Source organism: Kitasatospora arboriphila (assembly GCF_039528095.1).
GTDB classification, from domain to species: Bacteria; Actinomycetota; Actinomycetes; order Streptomycetales; family Streptomycetaceae; genus Kitasatospora; species Kitasatospora arboriphila.
The window spans coordinates 109,883-134,177 of sequence record NZ_BAAALD010000006.1 but is presented as its reverse complement, the minus strand read 5'-3'; the positions used below and the strand labels follow the sequence as shown (position 1 = coordinate 134,177).

Here is a 24,295-nt window from a genome sequence, read left to right as displayed (position 1 = left end):
CCGTCTGCGCGCCTCAGGCCGTCGGGCTGCCGATTCCGCGCCCGGGTGCGGCCGCGCTCAGGGCCGCGGGCCGGCGCTCGGCGACCGTCTCGGGGTGCCGGTGCCGCCAGTAGGGGTTGTCCAGCGGCAGTTTGCCGCTGACCCGGCCGTACATGCCGAAGGTGGCGATCACGAGTCCCATGGCGAAACTGAAGAGCACGTTGGGCATCCGGAACGCCAGGATGTTGGCGTCCGAGTCGAGCAGCGCCAGGTTGGCGAAGCCGCTGAGCACGAAGAGGGCGCCGACCGTCATGTTGATCGTCGAGGCGGTGTTGCCGCCGACGACCGCGCCGGTGATCAGCGCGGCGGCGGTGACGATCGAGACGAGGCTGAGCAGGCCGTTGCTGGACAGGCCGGCGATGCTCTGCCCGTCGGTGCTGAAGAAGGCGAGGCCGTCGGCGAGGCCGAGGCAGCCGAAGACGAGCAGCATGGCGCCGCAGAGGCCGGCGCCGATCCGGTAGACCTGGGCGAGCCGGTGATCGACGGGGAGTTCGTCGCGAAAGTCCATGACCACACTCCAGAGGGTCTTCACGTGGGACCGTTGGTCCCCACTCTCGCCGCCGACCCCCGGCACCCCCTGTCGCATCGTTCCCGCATCGATGATCCGGGACAGGCGCACCGTCGCGTCCGGCACCGAGCGTCCACGCCAACCGCTCCGACGAATGGCAGCCGGACCGGCCTGCTGGACGGCCTGCAGCCGGACCGGCGGGGCGCGCCGAGTCTCTGCGCGGGACGGCGCAACCGTGAGGGCGCGACGCACATGTCGGTGGGGTTCCGTCTCTCCCTGCCCGCGATGATCGGCGAGTCGGCCCGGGCGCGGGGAGCCCGGACCGTATGGCCGACCGTGTCGCGCGGCGAGGCGAGCAGCCGCTTCACCACCGCCCGACACGGACACCGCTCACGTTGTCCAGGCCGGATCCTCGACCCCGCCGTACCCGCCGACCGGGGCCCGGAGCCGACGGCGGGAGCGAGTCAGAGAGTGATGTGCAGGACGCAGATGTCGTCCCGGCGGTCCTCGGGCGTGACGAGTTCACCCAGAATGCTGTCGAGGACCCGGGGGTTCCCGGCACATGCGGCTGCGGTGCGGGCGAGGCGGTCCAGGCCCTCGTCGATGACCTGGCCCGGCTCCTCGATCAGGCCGTCCGTGTACAGCAGCAGGTGGTCGCCGGGCAGTAGGCGCAGCGTGTCCGGCTCGTAGGTCGGCGTGGCCGTCGCGCCCAGCAGGACGCCGTCGGGGGCGGGGAGGTAGCGGGCCCGGCCCTGGCGGATCAGGAGGGGTGGGAGATGGCCGGCCCGGACCCAGGTGAGTCGCCGGTGGGCGGGCTCGTAGCGGGCCATGATCATGGTGGCGGTGCTGAAGTCCCGTTCGGGGGTGTGCCGCAGGAGGGTGTTCAGCCGGTCGAGGATCGTGTCCAGGGGCATGCCGGTGATGGCCATGCCTTTGGCGGTGAAGCGCAGTTGGGCCATGGTGGCCACCGCGTCCAGCCCGTGGCCGGCGACATCGCCGATGACGAGCAGGGCGCTGCCGTCGGGCAGTTCGATGGCGCTGTACCAGTCGCCGCCGAGGTTGAGGCCTTCCTGCAGGGGTCGGTAGGCGACGTCGACGGTGAGGCCGGCCAGGCGCATGGACTGCTCGGGTGGCGGGAGCAGGGCGTGCTTGAGCCTGGCGGCGAGGTCGCGTTCGGCGGTCAGCAGGCCGCGCTGGACGAGGGCGGTGCGCTCCTGGTCCAGCAGTTGTTGCTCGGCGTTCTTGGCGGCGGTCTGGTCCTGGAAGAAGCCGTGGACCTCCACCGGGTCGCCGTGTGCGTCCGCCGCGGCCTCCGCGACGATCCGCACGTGGCGGATCTCTCCGGTGGGGGTGGTGAGCCGGAAGGTGTGATCGACGGGCTTGCCGTCCCCGAGGAGGTGCCCCACGGCGTCGCCCAGTGCGGGGAGGTCCTCGGCGATGACGCGGGCGCGTAGTTCCTCCGGGGTCGTCGGGCCGAGCGAGCGGTCCCGGCCGAGGATGGAGTAGGCCTCGTCGGACCATGTGATCACGTCGCGGACGAGGTCCCAGTCCGCCCACCCCATGTTCCCGAGGCGCTGCATGGCGGTCAGGCGGCGCTGTTCGCGTTCGCCGCTGTCCAGGCGGGCCCAGGAGACGATCAGCCCAGCCCGGCAGGGCGCCGCCCGGACCGCGAAGCGGGACAGGCGCGGGATGCCGGCGAGGACCTCCTCGTACTCGAACGGTTCCCCCTCGTAGCGGACGCCGGTGGTCAGAGCGCGCAGGTAGCCGTGCCACAGCGCCGTGCCGGCCACGGTCGGGTAGGTCTCCAGGATGCTCCGCCCGACCAGGTCCCTTCCCCGGCGTGACCCGATGTCGACCGCCTCCGGTGAGGCGGCCGCGATCCGGAAGTCCGCGACCTCGCCCGCGGGCCCGAGCTCCGGCAGGAGGAAGATCACCGATCCGGGCAGGGCGTCCAGCATCTCCTGGACCTCCGGCGCGGGCAGTGCCGTGCCCGGACCGGCGTCGGCCGTCGGCCGTCCGCCGGGCCGGTTCCGGCGCGAGGAGAAGACGGCGTCGTCTCCTGCCGGCCCGAAGCCTCCGCCGTCCGACCCGGGCATCGCGGATCCCTTCCCGTCCCTCATACATCGAGCATGGCATGCCCCCGACCAGCAACTCCGGCCGGGCTGCGGCCGCCGGACGGCCGGGTTCGCCGCACGGCCCCTCTGCGGGTTCGGGACGGCGCACGCGGCAGCTCCCCGTCCTGCCGGTGCGCCTCGCAGGCAGGCGCGCACGGTTGTCCCGGGCTGTCCCGGCTGTCCGGAGAAGGGGTCAGGCGGCGGCGGTGAGGTCGGCCCGGCCGAACAGCAGCGCGTAGGTGCGGGGCAGGTGGGCGAGGATGCGGCCGGTGAGGTCGGTGCCGGCCAGGTCGGCGAGGACGGTCAGGACGGTGGAGGCGTCCCAGCGGGCCCGGGCGAGGCTGCAGTCGAGGGCGCGGGCGACGGCTTCGACGAACGCCGGGGCGGGGACCGGCCGGGTGAGGGGAGCTGGGCGGCGATGACGGTGCGGGCGCGGGCGGGAAGTACGGCGGCGAGGTCGCGGCGTTCGTCGCCGGTGAGCCGGGAGCCGAGTACCGCCAGGACGGCGCCCAGGACGCGTTCGGCCTCCGGGCCGGTGTCGTAGCGGCCGGTGGTGCGGACCCGGCGGACGAGGTGGTGCCACGTCATGGCGTCGCCTTCAGGGGTGCGGGCCGCCGGCGTCGGCGGCGCGGGGCCGGTCGGGGCCGGTGGTGCCCGGTCGGGGACGGCCGAAGAGAACGTCGTACCCCGGGGGAGCTGCAGGAGTACGCGCTGGACGAGGTCGTCTCCGGCGGCGTCGGCCGCCGTGCTGAGGACGGCGCCGACGTCCCACGGCGCGGTCGCTTCGGTGGCGCCCTCGATCCAGACGGCGGTGGCGCGCACGAACCGGTCCGCACCGAGGGGTTCGGCGGCCTGCAGCGGGTTGAGCAGGACGAGAGCGAGGGTCTCCGGCAGGCGGGCGGCCAGCTCGGCGCGCACCCCGCCCACCACGTGGGCGCCGAGCAGCGCAAGGACCACGCGGGCCGCCCGCTCGGCTTCCTCGTCGGTGTCGTACTCGCCGCGTCCCCGGAGCTCGGCCAGGAACGCGTCCCATCGGACGGACATGGCAGGGCCTCCCTGTCGTGGACGGGCCCGTTCTGTCAGCCGGTCTCCGGCGTCAGATGCCCGACCGGCTCGGGGAGTTCGACCCAGCCCGGGGAGTTCGAGCAGGCCGGGGAGCCGGGGCTGCGGGGGACGGTCGGCCGGACCCGCCCGTTGCGCCGGGGGAGAGGCGGGGCGGGGCCGGCGACTCTTGGCTGCTCAGGCCTGGATCTGCTTGCGGCTGCCGGTGTGGCTGATGGCGATCTTCCGGGGCTTGGCCTTCTCCGCGACCGGGATCTTCAGGGTCAGCACGCCGGCGTCGTAGTCGGCGGTGATGCCCGCGGGGTCGAGGGTGTCGGACAGCATCACCTGTCGGGAGAAGATGCCGAGCGGGCGCTCGGACAGCTCCCACTTCACGTCCCCGCTGTCGCGGCGGGGGCGGCGCTCGGCCTTCACGGTCAGCATGTTCCGTTCGACGTCGATGTCGATCGCCTCCGGGTCGACGCCCGGCAGGTCGAGGCAGATCACGTAGTCGTCGCCGTCACGGTAGGCGTCCAGCGGCATCGGGGTGGGCCGGGACCACGTGCCCGTGGTGCCCAGGAACTGCTGGGTCAGACGGTCCAGCTCGCGGAACGAATCGGTGCGCATCAGCATCGCGAAACACCTCCAGTTGAAAGGGTGCCAGTGCGCTTTCACCTGAATCCGTTCTAACATGTCATCCATCGGATGACAAACACCGAGTCGTCGAGAGAGTGACACGCATGCCCGAGAGACCCGGCCCTCCACCGATCGTCCCCGCAGCGCCGGTCGGCCCCGCCTCCTTCCTCGCCGCCGCGGCCGCGCTGGGCGTGATCGACGACGCCGTCCGCACCGCCCGGGAAGCACCCGCGATCGACAGCATCCCCACCGCACCCGTGCAGTCCGGCCCCGAGCCGGCGCTGGCCGCGCTGCTCCTGCTGCGCGAGCTGCGCGTCGAACTCGCCGGCTGGGAAGCCCGCCTCGTGGAGACCGCCCGCGCCGCCGGCGCCACCTGGGCCGACCTCGCCCACCCCATGGGCGTCGCCAGCCGCCAGGCCGCCGAGAACCGCTACCTGCGACTCAAGCCCGCCTCCACCCCGTCGCCCGGCACCACTCCCGCTGATGCCACCACCGGCGCCGAACGCGTCAGGGCCGTCCGCGACCGCCGCGCCGCTCAGCGCACCGTCACCACCTGGGCCCGCGACAACGCAGCCGACCTGCGCGTCCTCGCCGCGCAGATCACCGCCCTCGACGACCTGCCGCCCGCCGCCCGGCCGGCACTCGACGCCGTCCGCGCCTCCCTGGCGGCCGCCGACGCCGCGGACCTCCTCGCGCCCCTCGCCGCGGTCCGCGGGCATCTCGGACCCGACCACCCCGGCCTCGCCGACCGCCTCGACGACCTCACCCGGCACACCGACGGCCTCCGCCACGACAGCAACCGGCGCCGCGCCTGAACCCGCCCCGCCGATCGACGCCAACAGCACCTCCGGGACCGGCTCGACCGCACCTGAGCAGCCGTCCCCCGCCGAGAGCGGTGCCGTCACCCGACGCGGCACCGCGTGGGTGGCCGACCCGCACGCGAAGTGGAGCACGCCGTCGCAGCGGTGGTCGAGGTCCGGTCCGGGACGCCCTCGCCGGCGGAGGGCGCGGCCTGGTGGGACGGTTGCCGCCCCGGCAGGGTCCGCCCGGCCCTGTCGGGGTGCGATCACCGGTACCACCATGGGAACCGTCGATCGGTTGCGGGCCGGCACGAACCTTCCCGGCGGCCCACGCCACGGCGGCCACGGCGGCCGAGGCGGCCGAGCACGGTGGTGCCAGGTGCCGAGCGGACGTGCCTGGCCTGTCCGCAGTCACCGGCACGCCGATGCGACCGCGCAGGAGGTGGACCAGTGACAGCAGCCGTCGGGCACAGCCGAGGCCTGACCACCGAACAGGCCGACGAGCTGCTGGCCCGGCACGGCCCGAACGAGGTCGCGCCCCCGGCGGGCACTCCGTTGTGGTTCCGGGTCGCCGCCCAGCTGCGTGATCCGCTCGTCCTCGTCCTGCTGGCCGCGGCGGCGCTGACGCTGGCCACGGGCGATCATGCGGATTCGGTCGTGATCGGACTGGTCGTCGTGGTCAACACGGCCGTCGGCGTGGCCCAGGAGGTCCGTGCCGACCGTGCGGTCGCCGCGCTGTCGGCACTCTGCACACCGAGAACGCGCGTGCTCAGGGACGGCGTCGAGCGCGAGGCCGCTTCGACCGGAATCGTTCCGGGGGACGTCGTCCTGCTGGGGGAGGGGGACGTCGTCCCCGCGGACGCCGTGGTCGCCGAGTCCTCCGCACTGCTGCTGGACGAGTCCGTCCTGACCGGCGAGTCCGTGCCCGTGGACAAGGACGTGACACACGATCCCGGCCTCAGCGCCGGAACGGTGGTGGTCCGCGGCCGGGCCGTCGCCACCGTCACCGCCACCGGCGCGGACAGCACCCTCGGCCGGATCGCCGCCTCGCTGCATCCGCGTCCGCAGCGCACACCGCTGCAGCGCAGGCTGGCCGGGTTGGGCCGGGTGCTCGCGGCCGTGACACTGGTCCTCTGCGCCGTGGTGTTCGCGGTGGGCCTGGTGCGCGGCCAGGGCCTGGAGACGATGGCCGTCACCGCGATCAGCCTGGCGGTCGCCGCCGTTCCCGAATCGCTGCCGGCCGTCGTCACCCTGGCGCTGGCCATCGGCGCGCGCCGGATGGCCGCCCGGCACGCCGTCGTCCGCAGGCTTCCCGCCGTCGAGACCCTCGGCTCGGTCACCGTCCTCGCGACGGACAAGACCGGCACCCTGACGGAGGGCCGCATGGTCGTCGAGCGGTTGTGGGGCCCGGGATGGGCGGCGACGATCACCGGGACGGGCTACCGGCCCACGGGCGGGATCCGGGTGACCGGCCCCCGGGGCCAGGACAGGGCGGTGGCCCTGCTGAGAGCCGCCGCCCTGTGCAACGACGCCTCCCTGCAGGCGCCCGCCGACGGTGCCTCCGAGTGGACCGCCCTCGGCGACCCGACCGAGGCCGCCCTCCTGGCCGCGGCCACCAAGGCCGGACTCGACCTCGCGGAACTCGCGGTGGAGCGCCCCAGGATCGGCGAACTCCCCTTCGACAGCGTCCGCAAACGGATGACCACCGTCCACCGGGCGCCGGACGGCGGGGTGGAGGTGTGCCTGAAGGGCGCCCCCGAAGCCGTGTTGACACCCGACGTCCTCCTGGACGGCCCGGACCTCCTCGACCGGGCCCGCGGCGCGGCCGCCCGGCTTGCCGCCGACGGGTACCGGGTGCTCGCCGTGGCCGCCGCCACGCGCGAGGGCACGGAGACCGCCACCGAGGCGGGACTGCACCTGCTGGGGCTCGCCGCGCTCAGCGACCCGCCCAAGCCGGCCGCCGCCGCCACGATCAGGGCCTGCCGCCGGGCCGGCATCACCCCCGTACTCATCACCGGAGACCATCCGGCCACCGCCCGGGCGCTCGCCGCGCGCGTCGGACTGACCTCCCCCGAGCCGGGTGGCGCGGCGGACGTCGTCACCGGCGCCGACCTCGCCGCCGGTGTCCACCCCGACCTCACCGCGGTCCGCGTCTTCGCCCGCACCGACCCGCAGCAGAAGCTCGACATCGTCGACGCCTGGCGCGAGAACGGCGCCGTCACGGCGATGACCGGCGACGGCGTCAACGACGGCCCGGCCCTGCAACAGGCGGACATCGGCGTCGCCATGGGCCGCCGCGGCAGCGAGGTGGCACGGCAGGCCGCGGACCTGGTGCTGGCGGACGACGAACTGGCCACCGTGGTCTCCGCGATCGAGGAGGGCCGCCGGGTCTACGACAACATCCGCCGCTTCCTGCTGTTCGCGATGTCGGGCGGCGCGGCCGAGATCCTCGTCATGCTGCTCGGCCCCGCCGTGGGACTCCCGCTGCCGCTGCGGGCCGGCCAGATCCTCTGGATCAACCTGCTGACCCACGGCCTGACCGGTGTGGCCGTGGGCGCCGAGCCGGTCGCCGCGCGGACCATGAGCCGCCCGCCGAGGCCCCCGGGCGAGCACGTCCTGGGCGCCGGGCTGTGGCAGGGCGTGCTGCGCCTCGGCGTCCTGGTGACGGCGCTCAGCCTCGCGGTCGGGGTCTGGTCGCAGGACCACGGCGGTGCGTGGCAGAGCCTCCTCTTCCTGACCCTGCTCGCCGCGCAGCTCGGGGTGGTCCTCGGCCTGCGGGAGCGGCTGTTCACCCGGGCCAATCCCTTCCTGCCGCTGGCCGTCGCCGCCTCGGCCCTGCTCGGTCTCGCGGCCTTGTACCTGCCGGCCCTGCAGGACGTCCTGGGAACGGCGCCCGTCTCGTGGCCCGGCCTCGGTGCGGCCGCCGTCGCGGGCCTGGTGGCCTTCACCGCCGCCCGGTTCGATCCGACCACACGGCGGGGTAGCGGGGCGTCGGCGGCCCGCGCCCGGTGAGGGGGTCCGCCCGCCGGGCCGGATGGGCCGGTCGGCCCTCACGGCCCAACGACGGGGGAGCGAGGCTGGAACCATGGCGACGACCGGTGGCAGGGACTACTACGACATCCTCGGCGTGCCCCGCGATGCCGACCCGAAGACGCTGAAGCGGGCCTTCCGGGAGCTCGCCCGCCGCTACCACCCCGACCTCAGCACCGAACCGGGCGCGCAGGACCGGTTCAAGGAGGTCGCCGAGGCATACGGCGTGCTGTCGGACCCGGAGCGGCGGGCCGAGTACGACGAGCGGGGCGCGGCGCGGCCGACGACGGTGTCGGTCGAGGACCTGCTGGCGGGGCTCGACCTCGGCGACGTGTTCGGCGGTGACGTGTTCGGGGGCAGCGGCGGCGGCGGGGGCCGGGCCTTCGGCCGGGGCGGCGGCTTCTTCGGCAACCTGTTCGACGGCCCGTTCGGGGCGCCGCCGGGCGGCGCCGGACCTGCCCCCGAACGGGGCGCGGACATCGAACTCGAACTGACCGTGCCGCTCTCGGCCGTGATGACCGGATCCACCGGGGCGGTGACCGTCCGCCGTCCTGCCGCCTGCCCGGACTGTGGCGGGACGGGTGCCGCCGACGGTGTCCCGCAGCAGTGCCCCCGCTGCCGCGGCAGCGGTCAGCAGGCCACCGAGCGCCGCCGCGGCAGCACCGTCCTGCAGCAGGTGACGACCTGCCGGACGTGCGGCGGCCGCGGCACCGTGGTCCGGGACCCCTGCAGCAGCTGCGCCGGTTCCGGGAGGGCGGTCGTCGACGACCCGGTCAGCTTCCGGATCCCGGCCGGCATCGCGGAGGGCACGATCTTCCGGCTGCCCGGCAGGGGCATGCCGCCGCCGGGCCCGCGGGGGCGGCCGGGCGACGTGTACGTGACCGTGCGGACCGCAGCCGATCCGCGCTTCACCCGCCAGGGGGCGGACCTGTGGCACCGGCTGGAGATCCCCGTGTACCAGGCCGTTCTCGGCGCGACGCCGACCGTCCCCGGGCCGGACGGCCCCGTCCCGCTCACCGTTCCGCCCGGTACCCAGCCGGGGGCCGTGCTCGACCTGCCCGGCCTGGGCCTGCCGCGCGCCGACGGCCGGGGCCGCGGCAGCCTCCGGGTATCGGTCGCGGTCCGCATACCGGAACACCCCGGCGAGGAGGAGCAGGAGCTCTACCGCAGACTGGCCGCCCTCCACGCTCCGCACCCGCCCGCCACCCGTGGCGTGCCCTCGCAGACGGAGACCGGCACCCTGATTCCGGAGCCGCCCGGTGCGGACCGGACCGTCCGGCACCACTGGTGGCACCGGTGGTGGAGGCGACGGGGCGGTGGACCGCACGGCGGGACGTGAGGCGTTCTCGAACCGGTCGGCCGGATCGACCGCCCGCGCGGGTGGTGCTGCCGGGCCGCATGGTCCGGATGGCGGAGCCTCCGGCGAGGAGCGGGGCCGCCGGTGTGCGTAGCGTGGAAGACGGCCTGCGCCGCCGGACCGGCGGACGGTGGCGGTGCGGCCGGGAGGTGCGGCCCGCGTCCGGACCGCTCCGCCACCGGTGGAGCCCGACGGGCGACCTGGTGCGGCCCGCGGACGGCGGCCGCGAACACGGGTGAACACGGAGGTGCGGAGTGGACGACGGAACCGGCAGGGCGCCGCGGATCGTGGTCGGCGTGGACGGCTCGCCGGCCGCTGAGGAGGCCCTGCGCTGGGCCGTCCGCCAGGCCGGCCTGGTCGGCGGCACGGTCGACGCGCTGATCGCTTGGGACTATCCCACCAGCTACGGCTGGCCGTCGCCGATCCTGGAGGGCGTCGACCTGGAGGGCGATGCGCGTCGCTGCCTGGCCGAGGCCGTCGGCAAGGTCACCGGCGGCGACGGTCAGGTCCGACAGCTCGTCGTGCAGGGCCACCCCGCCGCCGCCCTGCTGAACGCCGCCGACGGAGCCGACCTCCTGGTCGTCGGCAACCGCGGCCACGGCGGCTTCGCCGAGGCGTTGCTGGGCTCCGTCGGTCAGCACTGCGTGCACCACGGCCGCTGCCCCGTGGTCGTCGTCCGCGATCCCTCCGACCGAGAGCCGGCGAAGGACAGGTGATCGACTACGCGGCGGTCTTCCGCGCCCTGCCGGGCATGGTCGCCCTGCTCACCCCGGACCTGGTGTACGCGGACGCGAACGAGGAGTTCCTTCAGCTCTCCGGGCGGACGCGAGACCAACTCGTCGGCCGGTACCTGTTCGACGTGTTCCCGGACAACCCGAACGACCCCGAGGCCAGCGGTGCCCGCAACCTGGGGGCGTCCCTGCGCAGGGTCCTGGAGACCGGCGAACGCGACAGCATGGCGATGCAGCGGTACGACGTCGAGAGCCTCGACCGGCCGGGCGAGTGGCAGGAACGCTACTGGAGCCCCGTCAACGCCCCGGTGCTCGGGCCCGACGGCAGGGTGGTGCTCCTGGTGCACCGGGTCGAGGAGATCACCGAGCTCATCGCGGCCCACGGCCTGCCCGAAGGGAGCCGTGCCCGCGTCCTCGAGGCCGAGCTCTACACGAGGGCGCGCGAACTGCAGGAGGTGAACGAGCGCCTGCGCGAGGCCCACGCCCGCGAACGCGAGGTCGCCCTCGCCCTGCAGGCGGCGATGCTGCCGGCTCCCGCACCGCTCGAACAGCTGCGAGCGGCCGTGCGGTACCGGCCGGCCGTCGGCACGTTGAACGTGTGCGGCGACTGGTACGACCTCGTTGCCCTGCCCCGGCACCGGACGGCGGTCGCCGTCGGCGACGTCGTCGGACACGGGCTCTCCGCGGCCGGTGTCATGGGCCAGCTCCGCAGCGCCCTCAGCGCCGCATCACGGGTCACCGAGGGCCCGGCCCAGTCGCTGGAGGTACTCGGCCTCTACTCCCGCTCCGTCGACGGCGCGGAGAACACCACGGCCGCCACCGCCTTCATCGACCACGACGTCGGAACGATCACCTACAGCAGCGCGGGCCACCTGCCGCCGGTGCTGCTGCACGCCGACGGCGCCTTCGAGTTCCTCGACCGGGCCACCGACCCGCCGCTCGGTGCCCGGCCGGAACACGTGTCGCGCCCCCAGGCCACCGTGGCCTTCGAGGAGGGCGACACCCTCGTCCTGTACACCGACGGTCTGGTCGAGCGGCGCCGCGAGGACATCGACGTCGGTCTCGACCGTCTCGCCCGCGCCCTGGCCGCCCGCGCGACGGACCCGCCCGACGCCCTGGCCGACAGCGTGCTGGCCGACCTGCTGCCACCCGGCGGCGCCACCGACGACACGGTGCTCGTCGTCGCCCGGCTGTGAACCGCTCCCGTGCGCGGGCCGCGAGTCCGTCGCGCGACGGCTGCCCGTTCATCGCACGATGGAAGTGCGGGTCCGGACACTACGTGGAGCCCCCGTCCGGACCGGACGGGGAGGGCCTTGGTCGGGAGGAGCGAACATGCACTCTGACGGCCCGGAACGGGCCACGGACGCAGCCGCTGCCGGCACCCCGGAGGTACGCGCGGACCACTGGCGCCGCGCCCGGGAGCGGCTCGACGGTCTGCCCGGCGGACGTGGACTGAACATCGCTCACGAGGCCGTCGACCGGCATGTCGCCGCCGGCCGGGGAGACAGGCCGGCACTGCGCTGCATCGCCGCCGACGGCACCGTCACCGAGATCACCTACGGCCGACTCGCCCGGCTCAGCAACCGGTTCGCCGGCGGACTGCAGGCACTCGGAGTCGGTCCCGGCGACCGGGTCGCCTCGCTGCTCCACCGCTGCCCCGAGCTGTACGCGTCGGTGCTCGGCACGCTGAAGAACACCTCGGTGTTCTGCCCGCTGTTCCCCGCCTTCGGGCCGGTGCCGGTCGAGGAGCGGCTGCGGCTGGGCGACGTGCGGGTGCTGGTCACCACCGGGGACCTCTACCGCCGCAAGGTGGCCGGCCGTCGGGAACACCTGCCGCGCCTCGAACACGTCCTGATCGTCGGCCCGACCACCGAGGCCTTCCCGGGCACCCTTCCCTTCGACGCGCTGACGGCCGACGCATCCGACGACTTCACCATCCCGGACACCGACCCGCAGGACATGGCGCTGCTCCACTTCACCAGCGGGACCACCGGCACGCCCAAGGGCGCCGTCCACGTCCACGAAGCCGTGGTCGCCCACCACGCCACGGCCGCGCTCGCCCTCGACCTCCGACCGGACGACGTGTTCTGGTGCACCGCCGACCCCGGGTGGGTCACCGGTACGTCCTACGGGATCATCGCCCCGCTCACCCACGGGGTCACCGCCGTCGTCGACGCCGGCGAGTACGAGGCCCGGCGCTGGTACGGCATCCTCTCCCGCGAGCGGGTGAACGTCTGGTACACCGCGCCCACGGCCATCCGGATGCTGATGCGGGTCTCACCCCGCGGAGCCCCGCCCGAACTCCCGCGCTCCTTCGACCTGTCGGCGCTGCGCTTCATCGCGAGCGTGGGCGAGCCGCTCAATCCCGAGGCCGTCCGCTGGGGAGAGGAGATCCTCGGCATGCCCATCCACGACAACTGGTGGCAGACCGAGACCGGCTGCATCATGATCGCCAACGTTGCGGGCGGCGAGGTACGGCCCGGGTCGATGGGACGGCCGCTCCCGGGCGTCGAGGCGGGGGTGCTGGAACGCGGGCCCGACGGCCGGGCGGTCGTACGGAACGGTCGGGTGACCGTCCTGCAGGAGCCGGGCGGCGAGGGCGAGCTCGCGCTGCGCCCCGGGTGGCCGTCGATGTTCCGCGGCTACCTGAACGCCGACGACCGCTACCGGGCCTGCTTCGCCGACGGCTGGTACCTCACCGGCGACGTGGCCCGGCGGGACAGCGACGGCTGGTACTGGTTCGTCGGCCGGGCCGACGACGTCATCAAGTCCGCGGGCCATCTCATCGGGCCCTTCGAGGTCGAGAGCACGCTGATGGAACACCCGGCCGTGGCCGAGGCCGGAGTGATCGGGCGCCCCGACCCGGTCGCGGGGGAGGTCGTGAAGGCCTTCGTCTCGCTCAAGCCGGGATTCGAGCCGGGAACCCCGCTCGTCCGCGACATCACGGCCTTCGCCCGGCGGCGGCTCGGCCCCGCCATCGCCCCGCGCGAGATCGCCTTCGACCAGCACCTGCCGAAGACCCGCAGCGGGAAGGTGATGCGTCGGCTCCTGCGGGCCCGTGAACTCGGCCTCCCGGAGGGCGACCTCTCCACCCTGGAGGAGACGCGATGACCGCCCGCAAACGCGCGCACGCCCGCCGCTCCGCGGATCACGCCGGTGAGCGGACCGGGCACCGGCACGAGCTGCTGCGCGAGATGGTGCGGATCCGCCGCTTCGAAGAGCTCTGCGTGGAGCTGTACAGCGCTGGGGAGATCCGCGGGTTCGTCCACCTGTGCATCGGCGAGGAGGCCGTCTCCGTCGGCGTCCTCGGCGCTCTGACGCAGGACGACGCCGTGGTGACCACCTACCGGGAGCACGGCCACGCCCTGGCGCGCGGCATTCCGGCCGAGGCCGTGCTCGCCGAGATGCTCGGCAGGATCACCGGGTGCAGCCGGGGGCGGGGCGGGTCGATGCACCTGTTCGACACCGGCCGGCGGTTCTACGGAGGCCACGGCATCGTCGCCGGCGGCCTGCCGGTGGCGGCCGGGCTGGCCCTCGCCGACCGGCTCCGCCACGACGGGCAACTGGCCTGCTGCCTCTTCGGAGACGGCGCCTTCGCCGAGGGCGAGTTCCACGAGACCGCCAACCTGGCCGCCCTGTGGGAGCTGCCCCTGCTGCTCGTCTGCGAGAACAACCTCTATGCCATGGGCACCCCGCTGGCCAGGGAACACGCCCAGATCGACCTCGCCGCCCGCGCCGCCTCCTACGGCATGGTCGCCTGGGCGGTGGACGGCATGGACGTCCTCGCCGTCGAGCGGGCGACGCGCCGGGCGGCCGCGCTCGTCCGCGAGGGCCACGGCCCCTGCTTCCTCGAACTGCGCACCTACCGCTTCCGCGCCCACTCGATGTACGACCCCGACCTCTACCGTGACAAGGCCGAGGTCGAACGGTGGAAGCACCGCGACCCGATCACCGCCCTCGTCCGCCGGATGCAGACCGAGGACGGCTACGACGACGACGCGCTCGCACTCCTCGAGAAAGGCGTCGCCGACGAACTCGACCGGGCCCTGGAAAAGGCCCGCGAAGGCGCCCCGGAACCGGTGGAGGACCTCCTGCGCTTCGTGCACAGCCACCGGGAGGCGCCGTGACACCGGCCGGGACCGCCGCCAAGGGCGTCACGTACCGTGAGGCGCTCCGCGAGGCCATGCGCGAGGCGCTGGCCGCCGACGACCGGGTCTTCCTCATGGGCGAGGACGTCGGACGCTACGGCGGCGCGTTCGGCGTGAGCCTGGGCCTGCTCGACGAGTTCGGACCGGACCGCATCCGGGACACGCCGCTGTCGGAGTCCGCGTTCGTCGGCGCGGGCATCGGCGCCGCCATCGCGGGGATGCGTCCGATCGTCGAGATCATGACCGTCAACTTCAGCCTGCTGGCTCTGGACCAGATCCTCAACAACGCCGCCACGCTGCTCCACATGTCCGGAGGCCAGGTGGCCGTGCCCCTGGTGATCCGCATGACCACCGGTGCCGGACGCCAGCTCGCCGCCCAGCACTCTCACAGCCTGGAGGGCTGGTACGCGCACATCCCCGGCATCCGCGTCCTCGCCCCCGCGACGGTCGCCGACGCCCGCCACATGCTGGCACCGGCACTGGCCGACCCCGACCCCGTGGTGATCTTCGAACACGGCTCGCTCTACAACGCCTCCGGCTCCCCGGATCCCGACGGCGGACCGGTTGACCTGGCAACGGCGGCCGTCCGGCGCCCCGGCACGGCCGTCAGCCTCGTCACGTACGGGGGTTCCCTCGGCAAGGCGCTGGATGCTGCCGAGCGGCTCGCCGAGGACGGGACGGACGCCGAGGTCGTCGACCTGCGCACGCTCCGGCCGCTGGACGACGACACCGTCATGGGCTCCGTCCGCCGGACGCACCGGGCCGTGGTCGTCGACGAGGGCTGGCGGACCGGCGGCCTCTCCGCCGAGATCGCGGCCAGGATCACCGAGCAGGCCTTCTACGACCTGGACGCACCGGTCGAGCGGGTCTGCGCGGCCGAGGTCCCGGTGCCCTACGCCCACCAGCTGGAGGAGGCGGCACTGCCCCAGACCGCGGACGTCATGGCGGCCGTCCGACGGGCGGTCGGCTGACATGGCCGAGTTCACCATGCCCTCCCTGGGGGCCGACATGACCGAGGGCACCCTCCTGGAATGGCTCGTCCGCCCCGGGGACAGGGTCGACCGCGGTGACATCGTGGCCGTGGTGGACACCGCCAAGGCCGCCATCGAAGTGGAGTGCTTCGAGACCGGCACCGTCGAAGAGCTCCTGGTCGAACCCGGGACCGTGGTGCCGGTCGGCGCGCCGCTGGCCGTCATCGCCGCGGACACCGGCACGGACTCGGGTACGGGCACGGGCACGGGTACGCCGGCCGGGGCGCCGTCCGCCGTGGCGGACGAGCGGCCGGCGGAACAGCACGCGCAGCCGGTCGCCACCCCGTTGGTCCGACGGCTGGCCGAGGCGGGCGGTGTCGACCTGGCCGACGTCCACGGGACGGGGCCCGGCGGGCGGATCACCAGGGCGGACGTGGAAGCCGCACCACACGCGTCCGCCGAGCACCCGGCAGAACCGGCGGCCGCAGGCCCGTCGAGAACCCGTTCCCGCGACCAAGGCCCGTCGGAGCCGGGCCCGCCCACCGCGGTGGAAGCGGCCGGTGCGCGGATCCGGGCCACACCGATGGCCCGGCGGATCGCCGAGGAGGCGGGGCTGGACCTGGCCCTGGTACGGGGGAGCGGTGCCGACGGAGCCGTCCGCGCGGCCGACGTCCGCGCCGCGCTGCGCCCGGCGGAGACGGAGGGAGCGCGGGCGGGCGCCGAATCGCCGCGGACGGCTCCCGAGTCGGCACGGACGGCCGGCGCACGGGCCGAGGCGATGCGGCAGGCCGTCGGCGCCCTGATGGACCGCTCCAAGCGGGAGATCCCCCACTACTACCTGTCGACCACGGTCGACCTCGCGGCCGCCGTGCGGTGGCTGCGCGAGCGGAACCGGCAACTGCCGGTCTCCGAACGGCTGGTGCCGGCCGCCCTGATGCTCAAGGCCGCGGCGCTCGCCGCCCGCGAGGTACCACAGCTCAACGGCTGGTGGACCGACGGATTCACCCCCGCACCCGCCGTCCACCTCGGCGTTGCCGTCGCCCTGCGCGGCGGCGGGCTGATCGCGCCCGCCATCCGCGACGCCGCCGATCTGCCGCTGCCCGAGCTCATGGCACGCCTGCGCGACCTGGTCGCACGCGCCAGGGCCGGCCGACTGCGCCGGTCCGAGACGTCCGACCCGTCGATCACCGTGACCAGCCTCGGTGATCAGGGGGTGGAGGCGGTGTTCGGGGTGATCTATCCGCCCCAGGTCGCCCTGGTCGGCCTGGGCAAGGTCGTCGAGCGCCCCTGGGCCGCGGACGGCATGCTCGGGGTCCGGCCCGTGGTCACCGCCACCCTGTCGGCCGACCACCGGGCCAGCGACGGCGCCACCGGCGCCCGCTACCTGTCGGCGCTCGACCGACTGCTCCAGCAACCGGAGGAACTGTGAACCAGGACCAGGCCGAGGAACTCGTCAAGGAGGTGCTCCTCGACATCGTGCCCGACGCCGACTTCACCGAGACGGACGCGCAGGCCGACCTCAGGCAGGAACTCGAACTCGACTCCATGGACTTCCTGACGCTGGTGGAACGGCTGTCCGCGCGAGCGGGCTGCCGGATCGACGAGGACGACTACCCGCGCATGGCCACGCTCGCCGGGAGCGCCGCCCTCCTGGCCGAACGCACCTGAACGGGCCTGCGGTGCTCGAAGTGGTGCGGTCGGGTGCCCGGACCGGGAAATCCCGGAGCGGCGGACGGTCGGGACGGAGCGCCCCCGGCGGGTGGGATCAGACCAGCCCGGCCCCCCAGGTCCTGGCCCGGTCGAGTTCCCCGGCCCGCAGCGGGCCTTCGGCGTCCTCGACGATGAACCCCTCGGGCTCGGCCAGCACGTCGTAGTGGTGGTGGGCCAGCCGCCGGGCGATCCCGTCCGCCGCGCCGCCGCTCATGCGGGAGTCGGCGCGGGTGTCGAACGCGGCGGCGTGCGTGCCGTTCTCGGTGTCCGGCAGGTGGTGGAACCAGGTCCGCAGGCCCGGGTTCTCGTCCGGCTCGTCGCCGGCCACCAGCGCCCCGCTCTCCCGTGCCGCCTTCTGCGCCTTCGTGCCGCGGGCCAGGCCGCGACTGAGACCGGAGGACATTCCGTGCATGTGGGTGGGGCCGCCGACCACCAGAAGGTCGGCCGACCGGGTGACGTCGGCGGTCGCCCCGCCGACCGGCAGGCAACTGACCTGCGCGTCCGGCGCGGCCTCGTGGACGCCCTCGGCGATGGCCTCGGCGATCTGCCGGGTGTTGCCGTACATGCTCTCGTAGACGATCACTGCCTGCATGGCTCGGTCACCTCGCTGTGCGTCCGGATGTGCGGAGCGCGGTGCCGCCCGGGTGCCGTCCGCAGTACTCATGAACACGGCGGCCTCCGGTGCGACAGGGCTTGACCACCCACCGCCATGCTCAACCCGGGAGCCGGCGGCCGGAAGGGCCGGCCGGACCTGATGCGGCGGGCCGGCCGGGTCGTCGTGGCCGGACGCGTGGGTCGACGGGCCGGACCGAGGGGAGCGGCCGTGTCCGTCACCGTGCCGACGGGCTCGCGCGGGTCGGCAGCCGTCCGCCCGTCCGCGCAGGGACGCACGACCCGCCGCGGACCGACGGAAGTCAGCCGCGGAGACCGGGCGACGTGGCGTCCGCGCCGTGCAGCCCTGCCCTGATCCATTCGTCGTCCGTCGCCCGACCCCCTCCGGCGCCGACCGGCCCCATCGTCCCGGCGCAGGCCCGGGGACGGGGAGATCGGCCCCTCGCCGGCGCGGAAGAACCATCGGCCGGTCCCGGACGTCGCATCCGCACGGACGTCGCGTCCGCCGGATCGGCCGGCGCCGGGGCTCATTCGGTGTCGGGAGCGGGCACGGTGGTGACCGGGCAGTGGGCGCGGTGCAGCAGGCCGTGGGGGACGGAGCCGAGCCGCATCCCGGTGAACCCGCCGCGGCCGCGCCGTCCGACGACGAGCGCCAGCGCCTTCTCGGAGGCCTCGGCCAGTTCTTCCACCGGATGGCCGCGTACGACCTGGCGGGTCACGGTGGTGTCCGGGAAGTTCTCCGCCTGCTCGGCCACCGCATCGTGAAGCAGCCGACGGCACTTCTGGAGCACGACGACTTCGTCCGTGGACTCCAGCAGCGACGGCTGCCACACCCAGAGCGTCCGCAGGTCCGCGCCGCGGGCCGCGGCGGCAGCGAAGGCGTACGCCAGAGCGGCGCGGGAGGCCGGGCTGCCGTCGACACCGGCGACGAGGTACGGCGGTTGTTCGGTGCTGTTCTCGGGCTCCAGCACCACGACCACCGGGCAGGCTGCCTGGGAACTGACCGGGACGGCGACCGAGTTCGTACTGAGGAACTCCTCCAGACGGCTCAGCCGCCGCGAGCCGAGGACGATCAGGCACGCGTCGTGCGACTCGTGGCACAGCACCTGGGCCGGGGGACCTTCGGCAAGCACGGTCACGAGGTCGAGGTCGGGGTGCCCGTCCGAGACGAGGGCGGCGGCCTCCTCGAGCACCCGACGCCCGGCCTTCCGGCGCCCCGAGCCAACGGCACGGTGCGGTCTGTGGTGGCTCGGTGCGGTGGCGTGCGCCAGCCGCAGCTGCACTCCGCGACGCTCGGCTTCGTCGGCCGCCCAGACCAGGGCCGGCTGAGCGCCGTCCCTGTGGTCCACGCCGACGACGACCGGGCGGGACTGCCGAGAGCCGGTCATTGCTCCTCCAACCCGAGTCGTTTCCCGCCCCATGGGAACCGTAAGGGCCGAGGTGCCGCCGTGGGCAGGGCCGAGCGGTCCCTGTCGGGTGGGCCGGGTGCATCCGACCACTCCGCCACGAGCCGGCCGGACCTGCGGCTCCGCTTCGGTCCCGCGGGCGATCCGGCAGGCGGGGCGGCGGGCCGTGGCGAGGTCGACGGGGCCGCATTCATTGCCGCACCGCGGCGGTGGCCGGCCGTTCACGACCGGACCGGGACGCTGTCGGGCTCCGGCAGAGACGGTGCGCGGCCACGCACCGCACCACGGACGGCGACGTCCCCCTGCGGGCCGATCCCGGCCCCGCGGCCCTCGGGTCGGGGCCGGTCGGCCCTGCCGCCGGCCGTCGCGGCCGTTCGACCATGGGGGTGTCCGGAGCGTGTCGCAGGTACGGCGGGTCCCGGCCGTACCGAAACGCCCGGCCTTGCGCCGACCTTCCAGGAGGTGATCGCCGTGACCGGCGTAAAGGCGACTCCCGTACGGCTCGAAGCCAGATTGGACCTACCGGTCTCACGCTGGCTCTGGCTGATCAAGTGGCTTCTGGCGATACCCCACTGGATCGTCCTCTGCTTCCTCTGGGCGGCCTTCTTCCTGCTGACGGTGGTCGTGTTCTTCGCGGTCCTCTTCACGGGCGCCTATCCGCGGTGGATCTTCGACTTCAACCTCGGGGTGCTGCGCTGGACATGGCGGGTCTCGTACTACTCCTACGGCGGCCTCGGCACCGACCGCTACCCGCCGTTCAGCCTCGGGGAGGAGCCCGACTACCCCGCCACACTCGCCGTCGCCCGCCCGGAACGGCTGTCCCGAGGGCTGGTGCTGGTCAAGTGGTGGCTGCTGGCGATCCCGCACTACGCCGTCCTCGGCTTCTTCCTCGGCGGCGCGGGGGACAGGGGCGGCGGCGGTCTGATCGGTCTGCTCGCCCTCTTCGCCGGTGTGTCGCTGGCCTTCACCGCCCGTTATCCGGCGGGCATCTTCGACCTGATCGTCGGGCTGAACCGCTGGGTCTTCCGCGTCGTCGCGTACGCGGCGCTGATGACCGACGTGTACCCGCCCTTCCGCCTCGACCAGGGCGCCACCGACCTGGTCGGCGAACCGATGCCTGCACCGGGTCGGTGACCCGACCCGCGAACCGCGCACGACGGCGGGTCGCGGACGGCGCTCGGTGACCCGGGCGGCACTGCCGGCCGCGGCTGACAAGCAGGGCACGACGATCCGGCCCGGGATGCGGCTGCGTGCTTCGCGGTCACGGGGGCGGACGCCCAGGATCGCCCTGTCCGGACGGCGCGCCGGGACGCGGGCATGGGCCCGAGCCTCCGGGGGCGGTCCGGTTCAGCCGCGGCGGGCCTCGCCGTTGCCGGGCTCGCGGGCGGCTCGTCCGCTCCAGACGGGTTCGAGCTCGGCCCACGAGCGCTGCCAGGCCGCGTCCGCCCGGCGGTTCAGACCGGTCAGGCGGAGACCGAGGACGCAGGCGGTGAGGAGGGACAGGCAGCCGAAGACGAACAGGCCGAGACTCACCGCGTCGGAGACGAGATCGGCGGTGCTGGGCGGCGCGGGGACGAACTGCCCGGAGTCGCCCACCCAGACGGTCGTCGTGGCGCCCGTCGGGGTCGGCCGGCCCAGCTGGACCGTGCCGGTGTTGTGCTGTCCGGCGGGGTAGGTCCAGGCCGCGGCGGCACGGTAGCGGCCGGCCACGGCATCGGCCGTGCCACCGGAGTTCCGGGTCGGCGTGAGCAGGACCGCGTCGATGCGGTGCAGGTGGGGCGTCGCCGCCTCGGCACGCCGTTCGGCCGAGCCGAGGTCGGCTCGGGCAGCCACGGCGCCGAGCAGTGCCGCCACGACGACCGCGAGCACGGCGAGGACGAGCGAGCGGCTGCGGGAGCGGTCCGCGGCCCGGGCCAGGGCGTTGTGCTCGGTGCCGAGAGCCCGGCGCAGGTGGCGCTGCCATGGGCGGGTGACGCGGGTGCCGTGGGTGCCGGCCATCGGGAACTCCTTTGCGGACGGGGGTGCACGGTCGGGAGCGGACCGCCGCCACCCGTCGCCTTCCGGCAGCCGGGTGGTGCAGGGCCGGGGGCTCCTGCGGGTCGCGTTCGAGAAGAACTCTGCGGGCGACGGTCCGGGCAGGAACAGGGACCGACCGGGCCGACCGGAGGGCCGGTGGTCCCTGACCGGCGACGGCTCCCGCGCGGGGGACGGCCTGTCCGGTCCGGCGACGAACCGTCAGCCCGACCGCCCCGGCCGGGACCATCGGGGCACGGGCGACGGGACTGCCGGCGAGGAGGACAGGGCCGTCGGTCCCTGGGAAGGCACCCGGCCCCTCTCCGAGGATCTTCACCGTGGGTCACGGGCACAGCAGTGTCCGCCCGCTTCCCCGAGCACACCGCAAAGGAGCGCGTGATGTCCCTACACGGCCGCGGAAAGGCCCTGCAGAGAAACCCGGATGACGGTCCGTCCGGCACGGCCGGCGGCTTCGGCCTGCCGGCGGCGACCGCACTGGTGGTCGGCAGCGTCATCGGCACCGGCGTCTTCGCGCTGCCGTCCGCACTCGCCCCGTACGGGCCGATCGCCCTGGTGGCGTTCGCCCTGGTGACGATCGGGGCCCTGGCCCTGGCGGTGACCTTCGGCCGGCTGTCGGAGCGGGTGCCGGGAAGCGGCGGACCGTACGTCTACGCCCGGGAGGCGTTCGGGGAGTTCGCCGGGTTCCTCACCGCGTGGTCGTACTGGATCACCGCCTGGGCGGGCAACGCGGCCATCGCGGTGGCCTGGGTCGGCTACGTCGAGGTGTTCGTCAACCGGGGACACCACACCGGTGGCTCGATCGCGATCGCGCTCGCGGGCCTGTGGGTGCCGGCCGTCGTCAACCTGACGGGCGTCCGGGCCGTCGGCGCGTTCCAGGTCGTCACCACGGTGCTGAAGTTCCTGCCGCTGGCCTTCATGGGCACGGTCGGCCTGCTGTTCGTGAAGTCCGGGAACTTCGGTGCCTTCAACGCCAGTGGGACGTCGGCGCTCGGGGCGGTGTCGGCGGCGGGGGCGATCGCCCTGTTCAGCTACATCGGCCTGGAGACCGCCTCGGTGGCCGCCGGACGGGTCCGCGATCCCAGGCGCAACGTCCCGCGTGCCACGGTGTACGGCACGCTGGCGTGCGCCGCGATCTACCTGCTGGGCACGCTGGCCGTCTTCGGGACCGTGCCGCACGCCCGACTCGGTTCCTCCACGGCGCCGTTCACGGACGCGGTGAACACCGTCGCGGGCGGCCACTGGGCCGGTGACCTGGTCGCGGCGGCGGCGATCGTCTCCGGCATCGGCGCACTCAACGGGTGGACGCTGATCTGCGCCGAGATGCCGATGGCCGCCGCCCGCGACGGACTCTTCCCGGCCGCCTTCACCAAGGTCCGAGGGCGCGCCGGCGTGCCGGCCTTCGGCATCGTCTCGGCGACCGTCCTCGCCTCGGTGCTCACCGTGGTCAGCTACACCCGCTTCACCCAGGTCTTCACCGGGATCGTGCTGCTGAGCGTGCTCACCGCAGCCGTCCCCTACCTGGTCGCGGCCGCGGCCCAGGTGCTCTGGCTGGTGCAGCACGGCCGTGAGGAGCTCGACCGGCGCCGCCTGCTCCGGGACACCACCGTCGCCGTCGCGGCCCTGGCGTTCTCCTACTGGTCCATCCAGGGCAGCGGCTACCAGACCGTCTACTACGGCCTGTTCACCATCCTGCTCGGCATTCCCGCGTACATCTGGCTGAAGCGCCCGCGCACCCGCACGGCCGGGACCGGTGTCCTCACCGAAGCCCCGTCCACCTGGACCGCGCAGGCCGGGTCCGCGCAGGCCGGGCGCGAGGAATCGCGGCCCGCGGCGGCCCGCGGCGCACGCCGTGCGGGCCTGCCCACCCTCCTCCGTCGCGCGCTGACGCCGCGCCACCAGCACTGACAACCAAGGAGCACACCGGCATGTCCACTCTGCGTGTCGACTCGGAAGCCGGCCGGCTGCGTCAGGTGATCCTGCACCGCCCCGGCCTGGAACTCTCCCGGCTCACCCCGCGCAACGTCGACGAGCTGCTCTTCGACGACATCCTGTGGGCCAAGCGGGCCCGCGAGGAGCACGACGCCTTCGCCCAGGTGCTGCGCGACCACGGCGTGCGCGTCCACCACTACGCCGACCTGCTCGCCGAGACCCTCGACCTGGCACCCGCCCGTGCCTGGCTGCTCGGCCAGGTCGTCACTCCGGCCGCCGTCGGCCCGGCCCTGGTGGAGCCGGTGCGGGAACTGTGCGAGCAGCTCGACGGCACGACGCTCGCCGAGTACCTGATCGGCGGCGTCCTCAAGAACGACCTGCCGATCCGCAGGCCCCACAGCCTGCTCTGGAACACGCTGGGCGAGCAGGACTTCGCCCTCCCACCCCTGCCCAACCACCTCTTCCCGCGCGACAACTCCTGTTGGATCGGCGCCCGCTACAGCCTCAATCCGATGGCCAGGCCCGCCCGCCGCCGGGAGACCCTGCACACGGCGGCGATCTACCGCTTCCACCCGCTGTTCGCCGAGACCGCGCCGCCGCTGCTGGACGGCACCGCGATCGGCCCCGGTCCGAGCCTGGAGGGAGGCGACGTGCACGTCCTCGCCCCCGGGGTGGTCATGGTCGGCATGGGTGAGCGCACCACCGCGCAGGCGGTCGAACTGCTGGCCCAGAACCTCTTCCTGTTCGGCGCCGCCCACCGGGTGATCGCCGTGCGGCTGCCGGAGAGCCGGGCGTTCATGCACCTCGACACCGTTCTGACGATGATCGACCGGGACACCTTCGCGGTCCACCCCGGCCTGGCCGACCGGCTGCGCTCGTGGACCCTCACCCCCGCCCCCGAACGGCCCAGCGGCCTCGAGGTCACCCCGGACGCCGACCTGGCGGCCTCCCTCGCCGAGTCGCTCGGCGTGGACAAGGTCCGCCTCCTCTCCGCCGAGCAGGACGCCCGGGCCGCCGAGCGCGAGCAGTGGGACGACGGCAGCAACTTCCTCGCCCTCGAGCCCGGCGTCGTCGTCGGCTACGAGCGCAACACCACCACCAACACCCACCTGCGCAGGCAGGGCATCGAGATCGTCACCATCGCCGGTTCCGAGCTCGGCCGCGGCCGCGGCGGCCCCCGCTGCATGAGCTGCCCGATCCAGCGCGATCCCGTCGACTGACCCACACGG

Annotated in this window: 20 protein-coding genes and 1 pseudogene; 13 read left to right on the top strand and 8 right to left on the bottom strand. The window is 74.3% G+C overall.

Annotation, left to right across the window (positions count from 1 at the left end):
* Window positions 1-13 precede the first annotated feature (13 nt).
* The 5 genes and pseudogenes from ABD353_RS05460 to ABD353_RS05440 all read right to left on the bottom strand — a co-directional run bounded on the left by ABD353_RS05460 (window position 14) and on the right by ABD353_RS05440 (window position 4,335).
* Window positions 14-547, bottom strand: a complete 534-nt coding sequence (locus ABD353_RS05460) for a DUF4383 domain-containing protein (protein WP_344622318.1) — start codon at window positions 545-547, stop codon at window positions 14-16.
* A gap of 464 nt (window positions 548-1,011) precedes the next feature.
* Complete coding sequence (locus ABD353_RS05455; RefSeq protein ID WP_344622317.1) at window positions 1,012-2,667, bottom strand: PP2C family protein-serine/threonine phosphatase; 1,656 nt, start codon at window positions 2,665-2,667, stop codon at window positions 1,012-1,014.
* Between the two features lie 297 nt (window positions 2,668-2,964).
* Entirely contained in the window at window positions 2,965-3,249 is a 285-nt protein-coding gene (locus ABD353_RS05450; RefSeq protein WP_344622316.1) for a DUF2267 domain-containing protein, read from the bottom strand.
* Between the two features lie 10 nt (window positions 3,250-3,259).
* Window positions 3,260-3,705: pseudogene (locus ABD353_RS05445) on the bottom strand (DUF2267 domain-containing protein).
* A gap of 195 nt (window positions 3,706-3,900) precedes the next feature.
* Entirely contained in the window at window positions 3,901-4,335 is a 435-nt protein-coding gene (locus ABD353_RS05440; RefSeq protein ID WP_344622315.1) for an Hsp20/alpha crystallin family protein, read from the bottom strand.
* A 107-nt stretch (window positions 4,336-4,442) separates the two neighbouring features.
* Here ABD353_RS05440 and ABD353_RS05435 point away from each other — a divergent pair, with 107 nt between their 5' ends.
* The 10 genes from ABD353_RS05435 (at window position 4,443) to ABD353_RS05390 (ending at window position 17,043) form a co-directional block, all read left to right on the top strand.
* The gene (locus tag ABD353_RS05435) at window positions 4,443-5,153 is read left to right on the top strand and encodes a hypothetical protein (RefSeq protein WP_344622314.1); all 711 of its coding nucleotides are present in this window, start codon (window positions 4,443-4,445) and stop codon (window positions 5,151-5,153) included.
* A 435-nt stretch (window positions 5,154-5,588) separates the two neighbouring features.
* Window positions 5,589-8,150: a cation-translocating P-type ATPase gene (locus tag ABD353_RS05430; RefSeq protein WP_344622313.1), complete on the top strand. Its 2,562-nt coding sequence runs from the start codon at window positions 5,589-5,591 to the stop codon at window positions 8,148-8,150.
* Between the two features lie 73 nt (window positions 8,151-8,223).
* Window positions 8,224-9,507, top strand: a complete 1,284-nt coding sequence (locus ABD353_RS05425; protein ID WP_344622312.1) for a DnaJ C-terminal domain-containing protein — start codon at window positions 8,224-8,226, stop codon at window positions 9,505-9,507.
* Window positions 9,508-9,779: 272 nt separating this feature from the next.
* Complete coding sequence (locus tag ABD353_RS05420) at window positions 9,780-10,241, top strand: universal stress protein (RefSeq protein WP_344622311.1); 462 nt, start codon at window positions 9,780-9,782, stop codon at window positions 10,239-10,241.
* A complete protein-coding gene (locus ABD353_RS05415) occupies window positions 10,238-11,452 on the top strand; it encodes a PP2C family protein-serine/threonine phosphatase (protein WP_344622310.1) in 1,215 nt (404 codons plus the stop codon). Before ABD353_RS05420 ends, ABD353_RS05415 begins: the two co-directional genes overlap by 4 nt.
* Window positions 11,453-11,588: 136 nt before the next feature.
* Window positions 11,589-13,367, top strand: a complete 1,779-nt coding sequence (gene acsA / locus ABD353_RS05410; RefSeq protein ID WP_344622309.1) for an acetate--CoA ligase — start codon at window positions 11,589-11,591, stop codon at window positions 13,365-13,367.
* Window positions 13,364-14,383, top strand: a complete 1,020-nt coding sequence (gene pdhA, locus ABD353_RS05405; protein WP_344622308.1) for a pyruvate dehydrogenase (acetyl-transferring) E1 component subunit alpha — start codon at window positions 13,364-13,366, stop codon at window positions 14,381-14,383. Before acsA ends, pdhA begins: the two co-directional genes overlap by 4 nt.
* Window positions 14,380-15,375 carry an alpha-ketoacid dehydrogenase subunit beta gene (locus ABD353_RS05400; protein WP_344622307.1) on the top strand — a complete coding sequence of 332 codons (996 nt, stop codon included), beginning with the start codon at window positions 14,380-14,382 and terminating at the stop codon, window positions 15,373-15,375. The genes pdhA and ABD353_RS05400 overlap by 4 nt, the downstream gene beginning before the upstream one ends.
* Window position 15,376: 1 nt before the next feature.
* On the top strand, window positions 15,377-16,804 hold the full coding sequence (locus tag ABD353_RS05395; protein ID WP_344622306.1) for a 2-oxo acid dehydrogenase subunit E2: 1,428 nt from the start codon (window positions 15,377-15,379) through the stop codon (window positions 16,802-16,804).
* Window positions 16,801-17,043 (top strand): acyl carrier protein, encoded by a 243-nt coding sequence (locus ABD353_RS05390; RefSeq protein WP_344622305.1) that lies wholly within the window; start codon window positions 16,801-16,803, stop codon window positions 17,041-17,043. The genes ABD353_RS05395 and ABD353_RS05390 overlap by 4 nt, the downstream gene beginning before the upstream one ends.
* 97 nt (window positions 17,044-17,140) lie before the next feature.
* On the opposite strand, the gene ABD353_RS05385 is transcribed toward ABD353_RS05390, so the two are convergent.
* On the bottom strand, window positions 17,141-17,677 hold the full coding sequence (locus ABD353_RS05385; RefSeq protein ID WP_344622304.1) for a flavodoxin family protein: 537 nt from the start codon (window positions 17,675-17,677) through the stop codon (window positions 17,141-17,143).
* Window positions 17,678-18,224: 547 nt separating this feature from the next.
* Entirely contained in the window at window positions 18,225-19,085 is an 861-nt protein-coding gene (locus ABD353_RS05380; RefSeq protein ID WP_344622303.1) for a universal stress protein, read from the bottom strand.
* A 480-nt stretch (window positions 19,086-19,565) separates the two neighbouring features.
* On the opposite strand from ABD353_RS05380, the gene ABD353_RS05375 reads away from it, so the two are divergent.
* Entirely contained in the window at window positions 19,566-20,237 is a 672-nt protein-coding gene (locus tag ABD353_RS05375) for a DUF4389 domain-containing protein (RefSeq protein ID WP_344622302.1), read from the top strand.
* Window positions 20,238-20,450: 213 nt separating this feature from the next.
* Here the strand turns inward: ABD353_RS05375 and ABD353_RS05370 are convergent, their stop codons facing one another.
* On the bottom strand, window positions 20,451-21,101 hold the full coding sequence (locus ABD353_RS05370; protein ID WP_344622301.1) for an Rv1733c family protein: 651 nt from the start codon (window positions 21,099-21,101) through the stop codon (window positions 20,451-20,453).
* A gap of 513 nt (window positions 21,102-21,614) precedes the next feature.
* Between ABD353_RS05370 and ABD353_RS05365 the strand changes: the two genes are divergently transcribed.
* Together ABD353_RS05365 and ABD353_RS05360 are read left to right on the top strand one after the other, a co-directional pair.
* Window positions 21,615-23,042 (top strand): APC family permease, encoded by a 1,428-nt coding sequence (locus ABD353_RS05365; RefSeq protein ID WP_425555079.1) that lies wholly within the window; start codon window positions 21,615-21,617, stop codon window positions 23,040-23,042.
* A 20-nt stretch (window positions 23,043-23,062) separates the two neighbouring features.
* On the top strand, window positions 23,063-24,286 hold the full coding sequence (locus ABD353_RS05360) for an arginine deiminase (protein ID WP_344622299.1): 1,224 nt from the start codon (window positions 23,063-23,065) through the stop codon (window positions 24,284-24,286).
* Window positions 24,287-24,295 lie beyond the last annotated feature (9 nt).

Bases quoted from the DNA above. Each gene is read 5' to 3' on its own strand.
- ABD353_RS05460 (WP_344622318.1), bottom strand. From the start codon at position 547: ATGGACTTTCGCGACGAACTCCCCGTCGATCACCGGCTCGCCCAGGTC.
- acsA (WP_344622309.1), top strand. From the start codon at position 11,589: ATGCACTCTGACGGCCCGGAACGGGCCACGGACGCAGCCGCTGCCGGC.
- ABD353_RS05435 (WP_344622314.1), top strand. From the start codon at position 4,443: ATGCCCGAGAGACCCGGCCCTCCACCGATCGTCCCCGCAGCGCCGGTC.
- ABD353_RS05425 (WP_344622312.1), top strand. From the start codon at position 8,224: ATGGCGACGACCGGTGGCAGGGACTACTACGACATCCTCGGCGTGCCC.
- ABD353_RS05455 (WP_344622317.1), bottom strand. From the start codon at position 2,667: ATGAGGGACGGGAAGGGATCCGCGATGCCCGGGTCGGACGGCGGAGGC.
- ABD353_RS05440 (WP_344622315.1), bottom strand. From the start codon at position 4,335: ATGCTGATGCGCACCGATTCGTTCCGCGAGCTGGACCGTCTGACCCAG.
- ABD353_RS05360 (WP_344622299.1), top strand. From the start codon at position 23,063: ATGTCCACTCTGCGTGTCGACTCGGAAGCCGGCCGGCTGCGTCAGGTG.
- ABD353_RS05450 (WP_344622316.1), bottom strand. From the start codon at position 3,249: ATGACGTGGCACCACCTCGTCCGCCGGGTCCGCACCACCGGCCGCTAC.
- ABD353_RS05395 (WP_344622306.1), top strand. From the start codon at position 15,377: ATGGCCGAGTTCACCATGCCCTCCCTGGGGGCCGACATGACCGAGGGC.
- ABD353_RS05380 (WP_344622303.1), bottom strand. From the start codon at position 19,085: ATGACCGGCTCTCGGCAGTCCCGCCCGGTCGTCGTCGGCGTGGACCAC.
- ABD353_RS05385 (WP_344622304.1), bottom strand. From the start codon at position 17,677: ATGCAGGCAGTGATCGTCTACGAGAGCATGTACGGCAACACCCGGCAG.
- pdhA (WP_344622308.1), top strand. From the start codon at position 13,364: ATGACCGCCCGCAAACGCGCGCACGCCCGCCGCTCCGCGGATCACGCC.
- ABD353_RS05370 (WP_344622301.1), bottom strand. From the start codon at position 21,101: ATGGCCGGCACCCACGGCACCCGCGTCACCCGCCCATGGCAGCGCCAC.